This window comes from Agromyces sp. CF514 (assembly GCF_900113185.1).
GTDB lineage: Bacteria > Actinomycetota > Actinomycetes > Actinomycetales > Microbacteriaceae > Agromyces.
On the sequence record NZ_FOZD01000002.1, the window covers coordinates 413,878 to 431,684 of the forward strand.

The 17,807-nt window shown below is 71.1% G+C and carries 17 protein-coding genes; all 17 read left to right on the forward strand.

Annotated elements, in window-relative coordinates:
• Positions 1 to 14 precede the first annotated feature (14 nt).
• The 17 genes from tilS to BM342_RS14765 all read left to right on the forward strand — a co-directional run bounded on the left by tilS (position 15) and on the right by BM342_RS14765 (position 17,715).
• Positions 15 to 1,064: a tRNA lysidine(34) synthetase TilS gene (tilS, locus tag BM342_RS14690; protein ID WP_092967478.1), complete on the forward strand. Its 1,050-nt coding sequence runs from the start codon at positions 15 to 17 to the stop codon at positions 1,062 to 1,064.
• 155 nt (positions 1,065 to 1,219) lie between these two features.
• On the forward strand, positions 1,220 to 1,771 hold the full coding sequence (gene hpt, locus BM342_RS14695; RefSeq protein WP_092967480.1) for a hypoxanthine phosphoribosyltransferase: 552 nt from the start codon (positions 1,220 to 1,222) through the stop codon (positions 1,769 to 1,771).
• Between the two features lie 76 nt (positions 1,772 to 1,847).
• Positions 1,848 to 3,866: an ATP-dependent zinc metalloprotease FtsH gene (gene ftsH, locus BM342_RS14700; protein ID WP_092967482.1), complete on the forward strand. Its 2,019-nt coding sequence runs from the start codon at positions 1,848 to 1,850 to the stop codon at positions 3,864 to 3,866.
• A 37-nt stretch (positions 3,867 to 3,903) separates the two neighbouring features.
• The gene (gene folE / locus BM342_RS14705) at positions 3,904 to 4,497 is read left to right on the forward strand and encodes a GTP cyclohydrolase I (protein ID WP_092967484.1); all 594 of its coding nucleotides are present in this window, start codon (positions 3,904 to 3,906) and stop codon (positions 4,495 to 4,497) included.
• A gap of 20 nt (positions 4,498 to 4,517) precedes the next feature.
• Entirely contained in the window at positions 4,518 to 5,309 is a 792-nt protein-coding gene (gene folP / locus BM342_RS14710; RefSeq protein ID WP_092968696.1) for a dihydropteroate synthase, read from the forward strand.
• On the forward strand, positions 5,302 to 5,688 hold the full coding sequence (gene folB, locus BM342_RS14715; protein WP_255368829.1) for a dihydroneopterin aldolase: 387 nt from the start codon (positions 5,302 to 5,304) through the stop codon (positions 5,686 to 5,688). The genes folP and folB overlap by 8 nt, the downstream gene beginning before the upstream one ends.
• A complete protein-coding gene (gene folK, locus BM342_RS14720) occupies positions 5,685 to 6,170 on the forward strand; it encodes a 2-amino-4-hydroxy-6-hydroxymethyldihydropteridine diphosphokinase (protein ID WP_092967486.1) in 486 nt (161 codons plus the stop codon). The genes folB and folK overlap by 4 nt, the downstream gene beginning before the upstream one ends.
• The gene (locus tag BM342_RS19990; protein WP_092967488.1) at positions 6,167 to 6,640 is read left to right on the forward strand and encodes a DUF3180 domain-containing protein; all 474 of its coding nucleotides are present in this window, start codon (positions 6,167 to 6,169) and stop codon (positions 6,638 to 6,640) included. The genes folK and BM342_RS19990 overlap by 4 nt, the downstream gene beginning before the upstream one ends.
• Positions 6,633 to 7,322: a PH domain-containing protein gene (locus tag BM342_RS19995; RefSeq protein WP_177232212.1), complete on the forward strand. Its 690-nt coding sequence runs from the start codon at positions 6,633 to 6,635 to the stop codon at positions 7,320 to 7,322. The genes BM342_RS19990 and BM342_RS19995 overlap by 8 nt, the downstream gene beginning before the upstream one ends.
• On the forward strand, positions 7,319 to 9,052 hold the full coding sequence (locus BM342_RS14735; RefSeq protein ID WP_092967490.1) for a PH domain-containing protein: 1,734 nt from the start codon (positions 7,319 to 7,321) through the stop codon (positions 9,050 to 9,052). The genes BM342_RS19995 and BM342_RS14735 overlap by 4 nt, the downstream gene beginning before the upstream one ends.
• Positions 9,049 to 9,804, forward strand: coding sequence for a Rossmann-like and DUF2520 domain-containing protein (locus BM342_RS14740; RefSeq protein ID WP_092967492.1), 756 nt, complete (start codon positions 9,049 to 9,051; stop codon positions 9,802 to 9,804). Before BM342_RS14735 ends, BM342_RS14740 begins: the two co-directional genes overlap by 4 nt.
• 5 nt (positions 9,805 to 9,809) lie before the next feature.
• On the forward strand, positions 9,810 to 10,733 hold the full coding sequence (gene panC, locus BM342_RS14745) for a pantoate--beta-alanine ligase (protein ID WP_369823197.1): 924 nt from the start codon (positions 9,810 to 9,812) through the stop codon (positions 10,731 to 10,733).
• 36 nt (positions 10,734 to 10,769) lie between these two features.
• Positions 10,770 to 12,296 (forward strand): lysine--tRNA ligase, encoded by a 1,527-nt coding sequence (gene lysS / locus BM342_RS14750; RefSeq protein ID WP_092967494.1) that lies wholly within the window; start codon positions 10,770 to 10,772, stop codon positions 12,294 to 12,296.
• A 43-nt stretch (positions 12,297 to 12,339) separates the two neighbouring features.
• Positions 12,340 to 12,483, forward strand: a complete 144-nt coding sequence (locus BM342_RS20000) for a hypothetical protein (protein ID WP_157415013.1) — start codon at positions 12,340 to 12,342, stop codon at positions 12,481 to 12,483.
• An 89-nt stretch (positions 12,484 to 12,572) separates the two neighbouring features.
• Complete coding sequence (locus tag BM342_RS14755) at positions 12,573 to 12,770, forward strand: hypothetical protein (RefSeq protein ID WP_092967496.1); 198 nt, start codon at positions 12,573 to 12,575, stop codon at positions 12,768 to 12,770.
• Positions 12,771 to 12,774: 4 nt separating this feature from the next.
• Positions 12,775 to 14,250: a cardiolipin synthase gene (gene cls / locus BM342_RS14760; RefSeq protein WP_092967498.1), complete on the forward strand. Its 1,476-nt coding sequence runs from the start codon at positions 12,775 to 12,777 to the stop codon at positions 14,248 to 14,250.
• 387 nt (positions 14,251 to 14,637) lie between these two features.
• Positions 14,638 to 17,715 (forward strand): M14 family zinc carboxypeptidase, encoded by a 3,078-nt coding sequence (locus BM342_RS14765; RefSeq protein ID WP_092967500.1) that lies wholly within the window; start codon positions 14,638 to 14,640, stop codon positions 17,713 to 17,715.
• Positions 17,716 to 17,807 lie beyond the last annotated feature (92 nt).

Here is a 17,807-nt window from a genome sequence, read left to right on the forward strand (position 1 = left end):
AATAAGGTTACTTGATGCCTCCTGCCACCGAACCGGGCGAGTCGACGGATGCCGCGGCCGCCCGTCGCCCGCGCCTGACCCCGCCGATCGCAGACGTCCGCCGGGCGGTGCGAGCCGTGCTGCCGACCGAGGGCCTCGTGCTCGTCGCCCTCTCCGGCGGGCCGGATTCGCTCGCGCTCGCCGCGGCCGCCGCGTTCGAGGCGCCGCGTGCCGGGCTCCGCGTCGGAGCGGTGATCGTCGACCACGGGCTCCAGGCGGGCTCGGCCGAGGTCGCGGCGCGTGCGGCGGCCCAGGCGAGCGACCTCGGGCTCGATCCGGTCATCGTGCAGCGCGTCGAGGTCGACGGCGAGGGCGGGCCCGAGGCATCCGCTCGCCGTGCCCGCTACGCCGCGCTCGACGAGGCTGCGCGGGCGACGGATGCCGCGTGCGTGCTGCTCGGGCACACGCTCGACGACCAGGCCGAGACCGTGCTGCTCGGGCTCGCACGCGGATCGGGGGCCGCGAGCCTCGCCGGCATGCCCGCCCGTGCCGGGCGCTACGCGCGGCCGCTGCTCGGCATCCGCCGTGCGACCACCGCGCAGGCCTGCCTCGACGCCGGGCTCGACCCGTGGCACGACCCGCACAACGTCGACCCCACCTATGCGCGCGTGCGCGTGCGCGAACGGGTGCTGCCCGTGCTCGAGGCCGAGCTCGGCCCGGGCATCGCCGAGGCGCTCGTGCGCACGGCCGAGCAGCTGCGCGAAGACGACGACGCGTTCGAGGCCCAGATCGACGAGCTCATCGAGGAGATCTGCGAGCCCGCGGAGGCCGGCATCGCGGTGTCGGTCGGCGCGCTGGCCGCGAACCCGGCCGCACTCCGCCAGCGCGTCATCCGGCACGTCGTCGGCAGCGAGTTCGGCGTCTCGCTCTCGCGCGTGCAGACCCTCGAGGTCGCCCGGCTCGTCACCGACTGGCACGGGCAGGGGCCGCTCGAGCTTCCCGATGGGGTGCGCGCCACGCGCGCCGGCCGGTACGTCGTGTTCTCGACGACCGGCTCGACCGAGATCCTCCCGCACGACCACTAGGTCGCCGGTCCCTGGTCGACGGTCGGCGTTGGCGCGACGAAGTGCGCTCCGATCAGGGCGGCGCTCGCAGGTGCGTGCGATTAGGCTCGATGCATCCGTTCGCCGCGCACCCACGGCCGACGTGCCCCGACCACCACCGCACCGGAGGAGCGCCCATGTACGCGAGCGAGATCGAAGCCGACCTGACCGAGGTCCTCGTCACCGAAGCCGAGATCCACGCGAAGCTCGCCGAGCTCGCCCGCCGCATCGAGGCCGACTACGAGGGCAAGGACATCCTGCTCGTCGGCGTGCTGAAGGGCGCGGTCATGGTGATGGCCGACCTCGCGCGCGAGCTGCGCTCGCACGTCAGCATGGACTGGATGGCGGTCTCGAGCTACGGCGCCGGCACCAAGTCGTCGGGCGTGGTGAAGATCCTGAAGGACCTCGACACCGACCTCACCGGGCGCCACGTGCTCATCGCAGAAGACATCATCGACTCGGGCCTCACGCTCTCGTGGCTGCTCGAGAACCTCGAGTCGCGCGGCGCCGCCTCGATCGAGATCTGCGCACTGCTGCGCAAGCCCGACGCCGCGAAGGTCGAGATCGACGTCAAGTACCTCGGCTTCGACATCCCGAACCAGTTCGTCGTCGGCTACGGCCTCGACTACGCGGAGCGCTACCGCAACCTGCGCGACGTGGCGATCCTCGCGCCGCACGTCTACTCCTGACGCCTCGCACGCCCGGAACAGCCCACAGCGAACATTCGGCCGACGCTCGGCGACGCCGGGGTAGCCTTGCACCACCATGAACATGAAGAAGATCCTGCGCGGGCCGATCATCTACATCCTGCTGGCGATCGTCGCCGTCTGGATCGGAACCAGCCTGATCACGGCCTCCGGTTTCAAAGAGGTGTCCACGCAGCAGGGCCTCGAGTTCCTGAAGGACGACAAGGTCGCCTCCGCGAAGATGGTCGACGGTGAGAACCGGGTCGACCTCACGCTCACGTCTGCCGACGACGAGTTCGGCAAGCAGGTGCAGTTCTACTACGTGACGCCCCGCGGCGCCGACGTGGTCGCCGCCATCGACGAGGCGAACCCGAAGGACGGCTTCAACGACGAGGTGCCGCAGCCGAACTGGTTCCTCTCGATGCTCGGCATCCTGCTGCCGCTCGTGCTCATCGGCCTCTTCTTCTGGATCATGCTCTCGGGCATGCAGGGCGGCGGCAACCGCGTCATGCAGTTCGGCAAGTCGAAGGCGAAGCTCGTCTCGAAGGAGAGCCCCAAGGTCACCTTCGACGACGTGGCCGGCAGCGACGAGGCCATCGAGGAGCTCGAGGAGATCAAGGACTTCCTCAAGGAGCCCGCGAAGTTCCAGGCCGTCGGCGCGCGCATCCCGAAGGGCGTGCTGCTGTACGGCCCTCCCGGAACCGGCAAGACGCTGCTCGCCCGCGCGGTCGCGGGTGAGGCGGGCGTGCCCTTCTACTCGATCTCGGGTTCCGACTTCGTCGAGATGTTCGTGGGCGTCGGCGCGAGCCGCGTGCGCGACCTCTTCGACCAGGCCAAGCAGAACGCACCGGCGATCATCTTCGTCGACGAGATCGACGCCGTCGGTCGCCACCGCGGCGCAGGACTCGGCGGCGGGCACGACGAGCGCGAGCAGACGCTCAACCAGCTGCTCGTCGAGATGGACGGCTTCGACCCGAAGACCAACGTCATCCTCATCGCGGCGACGAACCGCCCCGACATCCTCGACCCCGCCCTGCTGCGCCCCGGCCGCTTCGACCGCCAGATCGGCGTCGACGCGCCCGACCTCAAGGGCCGCCAGAAGATCCTCGAGGTGCACTCGAAGGGCAAGCCGCTCGCCAAGGGCGTCGACCTCGAGGTGCTCGCGCGCAAGACGCCCGGCTTCACGGGTGCCGACCTCGCGAACGTGCTCAACGAGGCCGCGCTGCTCACGGCGCGCTCGAACGCGCAGCTCATCGACAACCGCGCCCTCGACGAGGCCGTCGACCGCGTGATCGCCGGCCCGCAGCGCCGCTCCCGCGTCATGAAGGACAAGGAGAAGCTCATCACGGCGTACCACGAGGGCGGACACGCGCTCGCGGCGGCGGCGATGAACTACACCGACCCCGTCACGAAGATCACGATCCTGCCGCGCGGCCGCGCCCTCGGTTACACGATGGTGATGCCGCTCGAAGACAAGTACTCGGTCAGCCGCAACGAGCTGCTCGACCAGCTGACGTACGCCATGGGCGGCCGCGTCGCAGAGGAGATCGTGTTCCACGACCCCTCTACCGGTGCGTCGAACGACATCGAGAAGGCCACCTCCACGGCCCGCAAGATGGTCACCGAGTACGGCATGTCGTCGAACGTCGGCGCGGTCAAGCTCGGCCAGTCGCAGGGCGAGGTCTTCCTCGGGCGCGACATGGGCCACCAGCGCGACTACTCCGAGGAGATCGCGATGCGCGTCGACGGCGAGGTACGCACGCTCATCGAGCAGGCGCACGACGAGGCGTGGCAGGTGTTGAACGACAACCGCGACATCCTCGACCGGCTGGCTGCCGAGCTGCTCGAGCACGAGACGCTCGACCACAACCAGATCGCCGAGATCTTCACGAACGTGCGCAAGCTGCCCGAGCGCCCGCTCTGGCTCTCGAGCGACAAGCGGCCCGTCTCGGACATCCCGCCGATCACGTTCCCCGAAGACAAGCTCCCCATCGACGAGGGCATGGTCGACGGAGGCGTCGACTCCCAGGACACCCCGATCGAGGAGCCCACGCCCAAGCGCGCACCGCGTCAGAACCCGCGACCCGCGACGGCCTAGGCCGCCGCGGGCGCCGCGCCGACCTGGGAGGGCGGAAATGGCCGGTGTCGACACCGAGCGCATCGCACGCGCCGTGCACGAGATCCTCCTCGCGATCGGCGAGGATCCCGAGCGTGCGGGCCTGCAGCGCACACCCGCACGGGTCGCCGAAGCCTACGCGGACTTCTTCGGCGGCCTCGGCGTCGACCCGCTGAGCCACCTGGCCGACGCGGTGCCCGTCGGCACGTCGGAGACGGGCGCGCCCGCGACCTCCGACGCCGTGGTGCTGCGCGACCTCGCGTTCCGGTCGGTGTGCGAGCACCACCTGCTGCCGTTCGTCGGCACCGCGCACGTGGCGTACCTGCCGGGCGACCGGGTCGTCGGACTCGGGCGCATCCCGGCCGTGGTCGACACGCTCGCCGCCCGACCGCAGTTGCAGGAACGCCTCGCCGAAGAGATTGCCGACACCCTCGAGGCCGGCCTCGAACCCCGAGGCGTGCTCGTGGTGCTCGATGCGCAGCACCGATGCGTGACCACACGGGGCTCCCGCCAGGAGCGCAGCTCGACGATCACGATCGTCGCGCGCGGCGAGCTCACCGAGCCCGCGGCCCGCGCCGAGATCATCGCCCTCATCGGGGGCGGCGCAGCGTGAACGCCGCGGACACGCTCGTCATGGGCGTCGTCAACGTGACGCCCGACTCGTTCAGCGACGGCGGCGACTGGTTCGACGTCGACCGGGCCGTGGCCCACGGCCTCGACCTCGTCGCCGAGGGCGCCGACATCCTCGACGTGGGCGGCGAGTCGACCAGGCCGGGTGCCGCCCGGGTCGACCCCGCCGAGGAGCTGCGCCGCGTGGTGCCCGTCGTGCGCGAGTTCGCGAGCCGCGGCATCCGCGTGAGCGTCGACACCATGCGCGCCGCGACGGCCGTGGCTGCGATGGAGGCCGGCGCCGAGATCATCAACGACGTCTCGGCCGGCCTCGCCGACGCGGACATGGTGCCGGCCGTCGCCGACACCGGCGCGACGTACGTGGCCATGCACTGGCGCGGCCACTCCGATCGCATGGACGTGCTCAACACGTACGCCGACATCGCCGTCGAGGTGCGCGACGAGCTCGCGCAGCGCGTCGACGTGCTGCACGCCGCGGGCGTCGCGCACGACCGCATCATCGTCGACCCCGGGCTCGGGTTCTCGAAGACCGGCGACCAGAACTGGGAGGTGCTCGCGCGGCTCGACGTGCTCGCCGGGCTCGGCCTGCCGGTGCTCGTCGGCGCCTCGCGCAAGCGGTTCATCGGCGCACTGCTGCCCGACGACGCCTCGATGGCCGATCGCGACCTGCCGACGGCGGTCGTGAGCGTGCTCTCGGCGCAGGCCGGGGCATGGGGCGTGCGCGTGCACGACGTGCTCGCCACGCGCCGCGCCCTCGACGTCGCCGTGGCGTGGCAGAGTGGACGACGTGGCTGAGCAGCGCAACCAACGACCCGGCGATCGCATCACCCTGACCGGTCTCAGGGTCATGGCGCACCACGGCGTCTTCGACTTCGAGCGCGAGCAGGGCCAGGAGTTCGTCATCGACGTCTCCGTCTTGGTCGACCTGCGTGCGGCAGCCTCGGGCGACGATCTCGCCCGTACGGTGCACTACGGCGAACTCGCCGAGGCGGTCGTCGCGGCCGTCGAGCGAGACCCCGTCGACCTCATCGAGACGCTCGCCGAGCGCGTCGCCGGCGTCGCGCTCTCGTACGCGGCGGTCGAGCAGGCCGAGGTCACCGTGCACAAGCCCCAGGCTCCGATCACGGTTCCCTTCGCCGACGTGTCGGTCTCGATCGTGCGGGCACGGCCGTGAGCCGCGCCGTCGTGGCCTTCGGGGCCAACCTCGGCGACCGCGAGGCGACGATCGCGGGTGCCGTGCGCGAACTGGCCGAAGTGCCGGGCGTCGAGCTCAGGGCCGTCTCCCCGGTCTACGAGACCCCCGCGATCACCGACGAGGGCGTCGACCGCGACGCGCCGGGCTACCTGAACGGCGTCGTCATCATCGAGACTTCGATCACCCCGCACGCGCTGCTCGCGGCCCTGCACGAGATCGAGGCCGCGCACGGACGCCAGCGTCTGAAGCACTGGGGCGACCGCACGCTCGACCTCGACCTCATCGACGTCGACGGCCTCGTCATCGACGACACCGGGCTGCAGTTGCCGCATCCCCGCGCCTGGCAGCGGGCCTTCGTGCTGCAACCTTGGCTCGACCTCGAACCCGACGCCGTGCTGCCGGGTCGCGGGCCCGTCTCCGAGCTTCGTGCGGCGGCCCACGACGAGGTGACCAGACGATGAGGCGCACCCACCCGAGCGCGGTCGTCGCGGCCGTGGTCGCCGGCGTCGTCATCGGCTACCTCGTCGACCTCGCGATCGTCTCCGGCGGCGGCAAGGCCCTCGTCCCGCCCATCTCGCTCGCCATCACGCTCGTCGGCATCGCGGCGATCGTCGTCGCCCTGGCGTGGCCCATCCGCAGGGCCGTCAAGCAGCAGTCGACCAAGCACCTCGACCCGTTCCGCGCGGTGCGCACGGCCGTGCTCGCGAAGGCGAGCGCCCTGAGCGGCGCGCTCCTGCTCGGCCTCGGCCTCGGCGTCGCCGCCTTCCTGCTGACGCGCAGCGTGGTGCCGCCGGCCTCCACCGTCTGGCCCGCGTTCGCCACCGCCATCGGCGGTGCGGTGCTGCTCGTCGGCGGCCTCGTCGCCGAGCACTTCTGCGCCCTGCCCCCCGACGACACCGACCCCGAGCACGAGGAGCACGCACATGCCTGAGGCGCCAGAGGCTGCGCACGTTCCCGAGGCCGCGGCTCCCGAGGCCGCAGCTCCTGAGGCGCCGGCTCCCGAAACCGCGTATCCCGAGGCCGCGGCTCTCGAGGCTGCAGGGTCCGAGGCGACGGCCGAGCCCGATCTGGTGACGGATGCCGGCGGCGCACCGGCATCCGATGGTCCCGTCTTCTCACCAGAGGTGGCTCCCGAGCACGCCGTGCCCATCGACGAGGACTGGCGTCGCGTGTCCCCCAAGTACGTCGTCGTCGAGGTCGTCGGATCCCTCATCGGCATGGTCGTCTTCGTGGCCGCGTTCCTCGTGGCCTACTTCTGGTTCGGCTGGTGGTGGGCCGTGTGGGCCGCCGTCGCGGTCGGCGTGGTCTCGCTCGTCACGATCGCGTTCGAGCCGCGCCGCGTGCGCTCGATCGGGTACCGCCTGCGCGCAGACGACCTGCTGTTCCGCCGCGGCATCATGTACCAGCGGCAGGTCGCGGTGCCCTACGGGCGCATGCAGCTCGTCGACGTGACGAGGGGGCCGGTGGCGCGTGCGCTGGGGCTCGCCGACCTGAAGTTCGTCACCGCGGCCGCGGCGACGGCGGTCACCGTGCCCGGGCTGCCGATCGACGACGCCGAGCGGCTTCGCGACGAGCTCGTCGCCCTCGCCGAGACCCGACGGGCGGGGCTGTGACGGCTCCGGCCGCGCCGGTCACCGCGCTCGCCGACGGCGAGTGGCACCGCCTGCACCCTGCGAGCCCGCTGCTGCGCGGAGGCCTCGTGTTCATCGCGGTGCTCGGCTTCGTGCTCGCGAACCTGCGCGAGCGACTCGTCGACATGTTCATCTTCGTGTTCGTGCCCGACGCGGGCGACGAGTTCGACGGCAGGTACGGCGACTGGCAGAACGACTGGGCCAACGACCCGGTCGGCGCGATCGTCGTGAACGGCCAGGTCGGCTGGGCGCTGCTCGCGGTCGCGCTCGTGATCATCGGCGTCATCGTCGGGTTCTGGCTGTCTTGGCGCATGCACACGTTCCGCATCACGCACGAGGCGGTCGAGGTGCGCAGCGGCATCCTGTTCCGATCGCACCGGTCGGCACGGCTCGATCGCGTGCAGGGCGTGAACATCAACCGCCCCGTGTTCGCCCGCCTGTTCGGCACGGCGAAGCTCGACGTGTCGGTCGCGGGGGAGTCGGGCAACGTGCAGCTCGCCTACCTCGGTTCCGCACTCGCCGACGGGCTGCGCGCCGATATCCTGCGCCTGGCGTCGGGGGCTCGCGCCGCGAAGTCCGGCACCGCGGCCTCGGTCGCGCACCGGGCTCCGGATGCCGCGGCCGGCCCGCTCGCCGACCAGCCCGAGGCTGACGCGAGCGGCCCGCCACCGGCATCCGCCACTCGCACCGCCCAGGCGTCGGCCGTGATCGGGCGGCGGGTCGACGAGTTCCTGGCACCCGAGCTGGATCCGAACCTGGCAACGCCCGAGTCGGTCGTGCACCTGTCGGTCGCGAGGGTGATCGGGTCGACGCTGCTCGGCGGCACGACGATCTCGATCATCGTGTTCGTGGCGATCATCGTCACGGGGGTCGCCGCAGGCCAGGAGTGGGTGATCCTGTCGTTCATCCCGGCGGTCATCGGCCTCGTCGGCTACCTGTGGTCGCGCATCACGAAGTCGCTGCGCTACTCGATCGCCGGCACGCCCGACGGCGTGCGCATCGGCCACGGCCTGCTCTCGACCGCGAACCAGACCATTCCGCCGGGTCGGGTGCACGCGGTCGAGGCGACGCAGTGGATCCTGTGGCGACCGTTCGGCTGGTGGTCGGTGCGCGTGAACCTCGCCGGGCAGGGCGCGAGCGCCTCGAGCGAGGCCGTGCAGCGCACGATGGTGCTGCCGGTCGGTCGGGCCGAAGACGTGCGGCGCGTGCTCGAACTGCTGCTGCCCGGGGCGGCGTCCGAGATCGACCCGGTGTTCGCTGCGGGGCTCACGGGCCGTGGAGCCACGGGCGGGTTCTCGACGACGCCGCGCCGTGCCGCCTGGTTGCGCCCGTTCTCGTGGCGGCGCATCGGCTGGTCGGCGACCGGCGGCGTCGCGCTGTTCCGGCGGGGCGCGCTCACCAGGTCGCTCGCGGTGATGCCGCTCGCGCGCGTGCAGTCCGTCGCGCTCAGCCGCGGTCCGGTGCGCCGGATGCTGCGGCTCGCGTCCGTGCGCGTGCACACGCTCGCCGGCCCCGTGACCGTCGAGCTTCCGGTCGTCGATGCCGACGAGGCCGCGCTGCTGTTCGAACGCCTCGCGGCGGACGCCGTGGTCTGGGCCGGCGCCGACGAGAGCCACCACTGGGGCGTCGCGCGCGACCGCGAGACCGAGGTCGCCGTCTCGTCGGGCCTCGGTCCCGACCTGGTGGCGCCGACGATCGAGGCGCGCTCGTGAGCGACCGCACTGGACGTCTCGGGGTCGGAACGATCGGCGCCGGACGCGTCGGCGCCGTGCTCGCCTCCGCCCTCGCAGGCGTCGGGCATGCGCTCACGGGCATCTCGGCGGTGTCCGAGGCGAGCCGCGAGCGCGCGGCGGTGATGCTCCCGCAGGTGCCCGTGCTGCCGGTGCCCGAGATCATCGAACGCAGCGAGCTCGTGCTGCTCGCGGTGCCCGAGGCCGAACTCGGGCCGCTCGTCGCGGGCCTCGCCGACGCGGGCGTCTGGCAACCGGGGCAGCTCGTGCTGCACACCAACGCGCGACTCGGCACGGCCGTGCTCGACCCGGCGCGGCGCGCGGGCGCGATCCCGCTCGCGGTGCACCCGGCGATGACGTTCACGGGCACGAGCATCGACCTCGCCCGCCTGCCGGGCACGTGGTTCGCCGTGACCGCACCGGCGCCCGTGCTGCCGATCGGGCAGGCGCTCGTCGTCGAGATGGGCGGCGAGCCGTTCATCGTCGCCGAGGCCGACCGGGCCGCCTACGGCGAGGCCATCGAGACGGCCGTCTCCTTCTCGAGCGCGATCGTCGACCAGGCCAGCGGCATCCTCGAGGGCATCGGCATGCCCAGGCCGGGCGCGGTCCTCGCGCCGCTCGTGCGCAGCGCCGTCGAGAACGCGCTCGCCCGGCACGACCCCGGCCCGTGGCCCGAGGGTGCGAGTACGATCGACGGGGCCGCAGACGAGCGGCCGCTGGGAGGTGCCACGTGACCGAGGTGGCAGGAGCCGCGGCGACGAAGAACCCGACGCGCGACGCGGTGCCGAGCACCCGCACGGTGAACACCATCGCCGGGCTGCGGGCCGTGCTCGACGAACGACGCCGTGCCGGGGCATCCGTCGCGCTCGTGCCCACGATGGGAGCCCTGCACGACGGCCATCTCGCCCTCGTGCGGCGCGCTCGCGAGCTCGCCGACGTCGTCGTCGTGTCGATCTTCGTGAACCCGCTGCAGTTCGGCCCGACCGAAGACCTCGACCGATACCCGCGCACCCTCGAAGCGGATGTCGCGGCGCTCACGGGCCTCGGCGTCGAGGTCGTGTTCGCACCCGACGTCGCCGAGATGTACCCCAACGGACCGGCCGGCACCAGGGTCGGCGCCGGCCCGGCCGGCGAGCGCTACGAGGGCGCGCACCGCCCCGGTCACTTCGACGGCATGCTCACGGTCGTCGCGAAGCTCTTCTCGATCGCGCAGCCCGACGTGGCCGTGTTCGGCCAGAAGGACGCCCAGCAGGTGTTCCTCGTCGGCCGCATGATCGCCGACCTCGACCTGCGCCTCCGGCTCGAGGTCGTTCCGACCGTGCGCGAAGCCGACGGGCTCGCCCTGTCGAGCCGTAACAGGTTCCTCGACGACGACGAGCGAGTCGCCGCCCTCGTGCTCGCCGAGTCCCTCGACGCCGCGCACACGGCCGCCGCAGACGGCACGTCCGAGCTCCTCGCCGAGGGCGTCGCCGCGTTCGGCGACCACGACGGCGTCGACCTCGACTACCTCGTCGTCGTGGATCCCGCCACGTTCCTCCCGATCGACGAGGCGTTCGCCGGGCAGGCACTCGTGCTCGTCGCCGCACGCGTCGGCGCGACGCGCCTCATCGACAACGCCTTCGTCGAGGTCGGCGCGAAGCAACCCCCCAGCCCGGCTGAGTAGTCTTGACGGGCACGTGCCCCGCGACGAGAGAGAACGATGGCCGAGACCCAGACGGATTCCGCCCTGCCCGCCGACGAGCCCACCGCGGCCGAGATCTCCGAGCAGAAGGCCGTGCGCCTCGCCAAGCGCGAGCGCCTGATCGCGGCATCCGAAGACCTGGGCGGCGGCGCGTACCCGGTCCGCCTGCCGATCACGACGACGATCCCGCAGGTGCGGGCGCAGTTCACCGACCTCGAGGCCGACGTGGCCACGGGCGAGCAGGTCGGCCTCGCCGGCCGTGTCGTGTTCTCGCGCAACACGGGCAAGCTGTGCTTCGCGACGCTGCAGTCGGGCGACGGCAGCCGCATCCAGGCGATGGTCTCGCTCGCCGAGGTGGGCGAGGAGTCGCTGGCCGCCTGGAAGGACCTCGTCGACCTCGGCGACCACGTGTTCGTCGCAGGCGAGGTCATCACGAGCCGTCGCGGCGAGCTCTCGATCATGGTGAACGCGTGGCAGATCGCGGCCAAGGCGATCCTGCCGCTGCCGAATCTGCACAACGACCTCAATGAAGAGACGCGCGTACGCAGCCGGTACCTCGACCTCATCGCGCGCGAGCAGGCGCGCAAGAACGTGCTCGACCGCGCGAAGACCAATGCGAGCCTGCGCGCCACCTTCGCCGGGCTCGACTTCGTCGAGGTCGAGACGCCGATGCTGCAGGTCATGCACGGCGGCGCATCCGCACGCCCGTTCGTGACGCACTCGAACGCGTTCGACACCGAGCTGTACCTGCGCATCGCGCCCGAGCTGTACCTCAAGCGGGCCGTCGTCGGCGGCATCGAGCGCGTGTTCGAGATCAACCGCAACTTCCGCAACGAGGGCGCCGACTCGACGCACAGCCCCGAGTTCGCGATGCTCGAGGCGTACGAGGCCTACGGCGACTACACCACGATGGCCGACCTCACCCAGCGGCTCATCCAAGACGCGGCGCTCGCGACGAGCGGCTCGCACGTCGTGACCTGGGCCGACGGCACCGAGTTCGACCTCGGCGGCGAGTGGGATCGCATCTCGATGTACGGCACCCTCTCAGAGGCGGTCGGCGAGCAGATCACGGCCGAGACGCCGATCGAGCGGTTGAAGCAGCTCGCCGACGAGGCGGGCATCGAGATCGAGCATCCGCTGCCCGGCAAGTACGTCGAAGAGCTGTGGGAGCACCACATCAAGGGCGGCCTCGTGCGCCCGACCTTCGTCATGGACTTCCCGCTCGACACGTCGCCCCTCGTGCGCGCGCACCGAAGCACCCCCGGCGTCGTCGAGAAGTGGGACCTCTACGTGCGCGGCTTCGAGCTGGCCACGGGCTACTCCGAGCTCGTCGACCCGGTCGTGCAGCGCGAGCGCTTCGTCGAGCAGGCCAAGCTCGCCGCCGGCGGCGACCCCGAGGCCATGCGCCTCGACGAAGAATTCCTGCGCGCGCTCGAGTTCGGCATGCCGCCGTCGGGCGGCATGGGCATGGGCATCGACCGGCTGCTCATGGCGCTCACGGGCCTCGGCATCCGCGAGACCATCCTGTTCCCGCTGGTCAAGTAGCGACGCCCCCGTCGCACCCCGAGCCGAAGAGCGGATGCCGCACATGAACGACTACCTCCCCAAGAGCGAGCTCGAGCCCGACCCCGACCCCAAACGCCCGTCGAACACGCGCGTCGCCATCTGGATCATCGTGGGCGCGGTCGGCGCCTACCTCCTCGGATCGGGCATTTGGGGCCTGCTGACCTGAGACGTACGGATGCCGCGGCCGGCCGCCCCCGAACGGGCGCCGCGCCGTGGCATCCGCTTTCCCAGCCGGACCACGTATCCTGAAGGCCTATGGACGATTTCTGGGCCAACGCGATCTGGTCGCTCGCACCGACCGTGCTCATCGGACTCATCTTCTGGTTCGTGATGCGCGCGATCCTGCGTGCTGACCGCACCGAGCGTGCCGCGTACGCCCAGATCGAGGCCGAGGAGCGTGCGAAGCTCGGCCTGCCCCGGCGCGACCGCGGCATCGAGCGCTCCGCCGACTGACCCGATGACGGCGGAGGAGACCGCGACGGTCACGGCGATCGTGACCTTCACGCTGCTCGCCGTCGACCTGGTCATCCGCGTCATCGCGATCATCGTGGTGCCGCGCAACCGTCGCCCGACCGCGGGCATGGCCTGGTTGCTCGCGATCTTCTTCATCCCGTACCTCGGGGTGCTCTTCTTCATCCTCATCGGCAATCCGAAGCTGCCGAAGCGGCGTCGTGAGAAGCAGGCCGAGGTCGACAAGGTCATCCGCGAGGCCACGCACGGCGTCGAGCGCGTCAGCGACTCGAGCGCGTGGCCGTCATGGTTCGAGGGCGTCGTGCGCCTGAACCGCAACCTCGGGGCGATGCCGCTCATCGGGTCGAACAGCGCGAGCCTCATCGGCGGCTATCAGGACTCGCTCGACGCGATGACCGAGGCGGTGGCGGGTGCGGAGCGATACGTGCACGTCGAGTTCTACATCCTCGCCCTCGACAAGACCACCGAGCCGTTCTTCGCGGCGCTCGGCGACGCGGTCGCGCGCGGGGTGCAGGTGCGCGTGCTGCTCGACCACATCGCGTCGCTGCGTTCGAAGGGCTACCGGCGCACGCTGCGGCGCCTGACCGCCATCGGCGCGAACTGGGAACTCATGCTGCCGGTGCAGCCGTTGAAGGGCCGATACCAGCGCCCCGACCTGCGCAACCACCGCAAGATCCTCGTGATCGACGGCGAGGTGGCCTTCATGGGGTCGCAGAACATGATCGACCGCAGCTACAACAAGGGCGGCAACATCCGTCGCGGGCTCAAGTGGAAAGAGCTGGTGACGCGGCTCGAGGGGCCGATCGTGTCGGGGCTCGACGTGATCTTCCGCACCGACTGGTACCTCGAGACGGGCGACGAGCTCACCGACGACATCGCGGACTCGTTCGACCAGCCGGCCGAGGCCCAGGACCTCGACTGCCAGGTCGTGCCGAGCGGCCCCGGATTCTCGACGCAGAACAACCTGAAGCTGTTCCTCGCGCTGCTCTACGCGGCCAAGGAGAAGCTCATCATCACGAGCCCGTACTTCGTGCCCGACGAGTCCATGCTCGTCGCGATCAGCGGCGCGACGCAGCGTGGCGTGCACGTCGAGCTCTTCGTGTCCGAGATCGGCGACCAGGCCCTCGTGTACCACGCGCAGCGCTCGTACTACGAGGCGCTGCTGCGCGCGGGCGTGAAGATCTACATGTACAAGGCGCCGTACATCCTGCACGCGAAGCACTTCACGATCGACGACGACGTCGCCGTGATCGGCTCGAGCAACATGGACATCCGCTCGTTCGAGCTGAACATGGAGGTCTCGCTGCTCGTTCGGGGCCGTTCGTTCGTGCAGGAGATGCGTGCGGTCGAAGACGGCTATCGCGCCGACAGCCGCGAGCTCACACTCGAGGAGTGGCTGCGGCAGCCGATCCGCTCGACGGTGCTCGACAACCTCGCGCGCCTCACCTCGGCGCTGCAGTAGTCGCCGACCTCGGGAGCGGGCGGATGTCGCGGGCCGGCGACGCGACGCGACCCCATGCGGGTCGACCGCCCTTTCGCCCTGCGCGCGAACGACTTCCGCCTGTCACAGTCGCGAAACACGGCGACCGTAGCGTGCAGGAGAGTGCTCGCCGAAACCCTTCGCACGGCGATCCCATCGTCGCGCCTACGTGCTACAAGCCCTGCAACAAAACGCACTGACCATGCGTGGAATTGCAAGAATCATGCGCAGGAATGCACCATATGCACCTTTGGTGCGTGATTGACTCGTTCACACGCACGATCATTGCCACCCTGATGAGTGCGAGTTCCACCGGGCGACTGCGATCCAGCGCCGTGTCTTCGACCATCGCACTCGAACTGGAGCACCATGACGTTCAGACACGTCCTCTCCGGTGTCGGGGTGGCCGCCATCGTCGGCGCGACCCTCGTCACCGCATCGGCACCGGCAGCGGCCGCCACGCCGACACCCGGCGCACTGCCGATCACCTATCCCATCTCGTCGCTCGTCGACGCGCCGGCGTCGTACCCCAGCCAGCCGGCGCTCGCCGTGCCCGACGACAACCCGGCCGACGCCTCGATCGCCCGCGGCGCCGTGCCGTACGACGAGATCGCGCCCCGGCTGAACTCGCTCATGGCCGCCAGCGACCGCATCTCGGTGCAGGTCGTCGGGCAGTCCGTGCTCGGCCGCGACATCCACCTCGTCACGATCACCGCACCCGAGACCGCGGCAGAGACCGCACAGCAGGCCGAGTGGCGCGACGAGATCAAGCACGATGCCGCGGGCGCAGCATCCGACGACGCGCTCATGGCCGGGTACAAGGTGCCCATCTGGTTCAACGCGAACATCCACGGCAACGAGTGGGAGGGCACTGACGGGGTGCTGCCCTACATCGAGCACCTCGCGACCGCGCCGATCGAGGAGGTCGCCGACGTGCTCGACGGCTACCGCCTCTACTTCACCGTCACGAACAACCCCGACGGGCGCGCGCTGGGCCAGCGGGCGAACGGCGACGGATTCGACGCGAACCGCGACATGATCACGGGCGTGACCCCCGAGGCGCGCATCATCCGCGACCTGTCGGGCGTCATCCAGCCCACCTTCTACGTCGACCTGCACGGCTACACCAACGTGCTGCAGATCGAACCGTGCGGCCCGCCCCACGGCGAGAACTACGAGTACGACCTGTTCCTGCCGCACGCATACGAGGCCGCCCTCGCCATCGAGGAGGCCGTCGTCGACGCGAACATCCCCGGCAACACCTACCTCACGGAGAACGGCTCGGCGACCACGACCAACACGGGCAAGGTGAAGATCCCCTACCGCGACATCCGCTCGGGATGGGACGACTGGCCCCCGATCTTCACGCCCCAGTTCATCGCCTACCAGGGCGCGATCACGAACACCGTCGAGCTGCCCCTCGGCCGCACGAACAACGCCGCGCAGAACCAGGCGAACACGCTCGTGAACGTCGCCGTCGCCGAACTCGTCATCGAGACCTCGGTCGACTACGTGGTCGGCAACGCCGAGGCGCTGCTCGAGAACCAGATCGAGATCTTCCGCCGCGGCGACGCGGGCGAGGAGCTGCGCACCATCGCAGCCGATGCCGATCCGACGACGATCCCCGGCCCCGACCAGTGGGCCGACATCTGGGACGAGACCGACGTGTACCGTGCCGAGTTCCCCCGTGGCTACGTGATCCCCATGGGTGCCGCCCAGCGCTCGACGACCGATGCCGCACGCCTGGTCGACCAGCTCATCGCCAACGGCGTCGAGGTGTCCCGTGCCACCGCGGCGTTCACGATCGACGGCGTCGAGTACCCGGCCGGCAGCTACGTCGTCGACATGCACCAGCCGTTGCGCGGCATGGCGAACGTGCTCCTCGACGAGGGCTCCGACATCTCCGAGCGCGTGCCCGACATGTACGACATCTCGGCGTGGAGCCTCGCGCTGCTCTGGGGTGCCGACGTGGTCGACGTCGGTTCCACGACCGACGCCGAACTGCCGATGCCCGTCGAGGCGATCGAGGAGGCCGCGCCGACCGGTGCGGTGCCCGCCGAGGGCGCCTACCTCGAACTCGCGACGGCAGGCGCGGCCGAGTACCAGGCCGTCAACGCCCTGCTCGACGCGGGCGTGCCGGTGTCGGAGTTCGAGGACGGCAGCGTCATCGTCGCCGGCTCGTCTCGTGACGCCGCGCAGGTCGTGGCCGATGCCTACGGCGTGACGTTCACCGCATCCGACGGACTGCGCCTCCGCGAGGAGCCGAGCCGCGGCCTCGACCGCCTCACCGTGGCCTACTCGGGCACCCAGGACGATCGCGTCACCCTGCAGCGACTCGGGTTCACCGACATCCGTCTCGTGACCGCCGCCACCATCACCTCGGGTGCGGTCGATCTCGCCACGGCCGACGTGCTCTGGGTCGGCGGAAACCTCGCCTTCACGGGGGCGAACGCCGCGGGCGCCGCCAAGGTGCAGGAGTTCCTCGCCGCGGGCAAGGGCGTGGCGGGCAAGGGCACCGCGGTCGCGGCCTTCGCGAACGCGTTCGGGCTCACGACCGTGACCGCCACGAGCGGCACGAGCGGCTCGAACGGCATCGTGCACGTCGCCGACGCCGAGGGCGGACTGCTGGCCTCGTACACGCAGGACACCGCCTTCGTCTACCCGGCCGTCTGGTACACCGGGCTGGGCGAGAACGCCGAGGTCGAGCAGACCTACGCAGGCGACGACACCTTCGTCGCCGGTCACTGGGCCGACAGCGCAGGGCGTTCGACGACGGATGCCGCGGGCCAGGCCTCGGTGGTCACCGCGACCGCCGCGGGCGGCGCGCGTCTCGCGATGCTCGGCACCTCGGTCAACTTCCGCACGCACCCGGTGGGGTCCTACCCCTCGATCGCCCGCAGCCTGTACTGGGTCGCAGGCGAGGGCGCAGCCGTGGTCGGACCGGTCATCGAGGAGGACCTCACCGAGGAGACGCGAGGCGGCGTGACCCTGCCCGACTCCGTCGAGGCGGGCAAGACCGCGCACGTGGTCGTGACCGGCGACCATGAGGGCACCGCGTTCCAGACGGTGCTCTTCTCGACGCCGGTGCCGCTCGGCACGCAGACGGTGGTCGACGGCGGCTTCGACGTGCTGATCCCCGCGGACACCGCGCCGGGCACGCACCGGCTCGCACTCGTGACCGAGTCGGGCGAGCTCTTCGGCTGGGACGACTTCACCGTGACCGCAGCGGTCGACGGCGAGACGCCCGGCGGCGAGACGCCCGTCGAGACCGAGGCGCCGACCGATGGCTCGGGCTCGGGCACGGCGGGCAGTGCATCGGGCGACGGACTGGCCGACACGGGGTTCCCGGTGGCCCTGCCGCTCGGCATCGGCGCAGGCGTGCTGCTCCTCGGAGCCGCGGCCGTGCTCTTCGCACGCCGACGCAGGATCGGGGTCTCCGCCGAGTAGGGCCGACCTGGGTCGACCGAACCGGGCGCCGCGGGCGCGATGCGCGAGCATCGCCGCCCGCGGCGTTCTCGCGTGCTCGGCGGGGGAGTGCT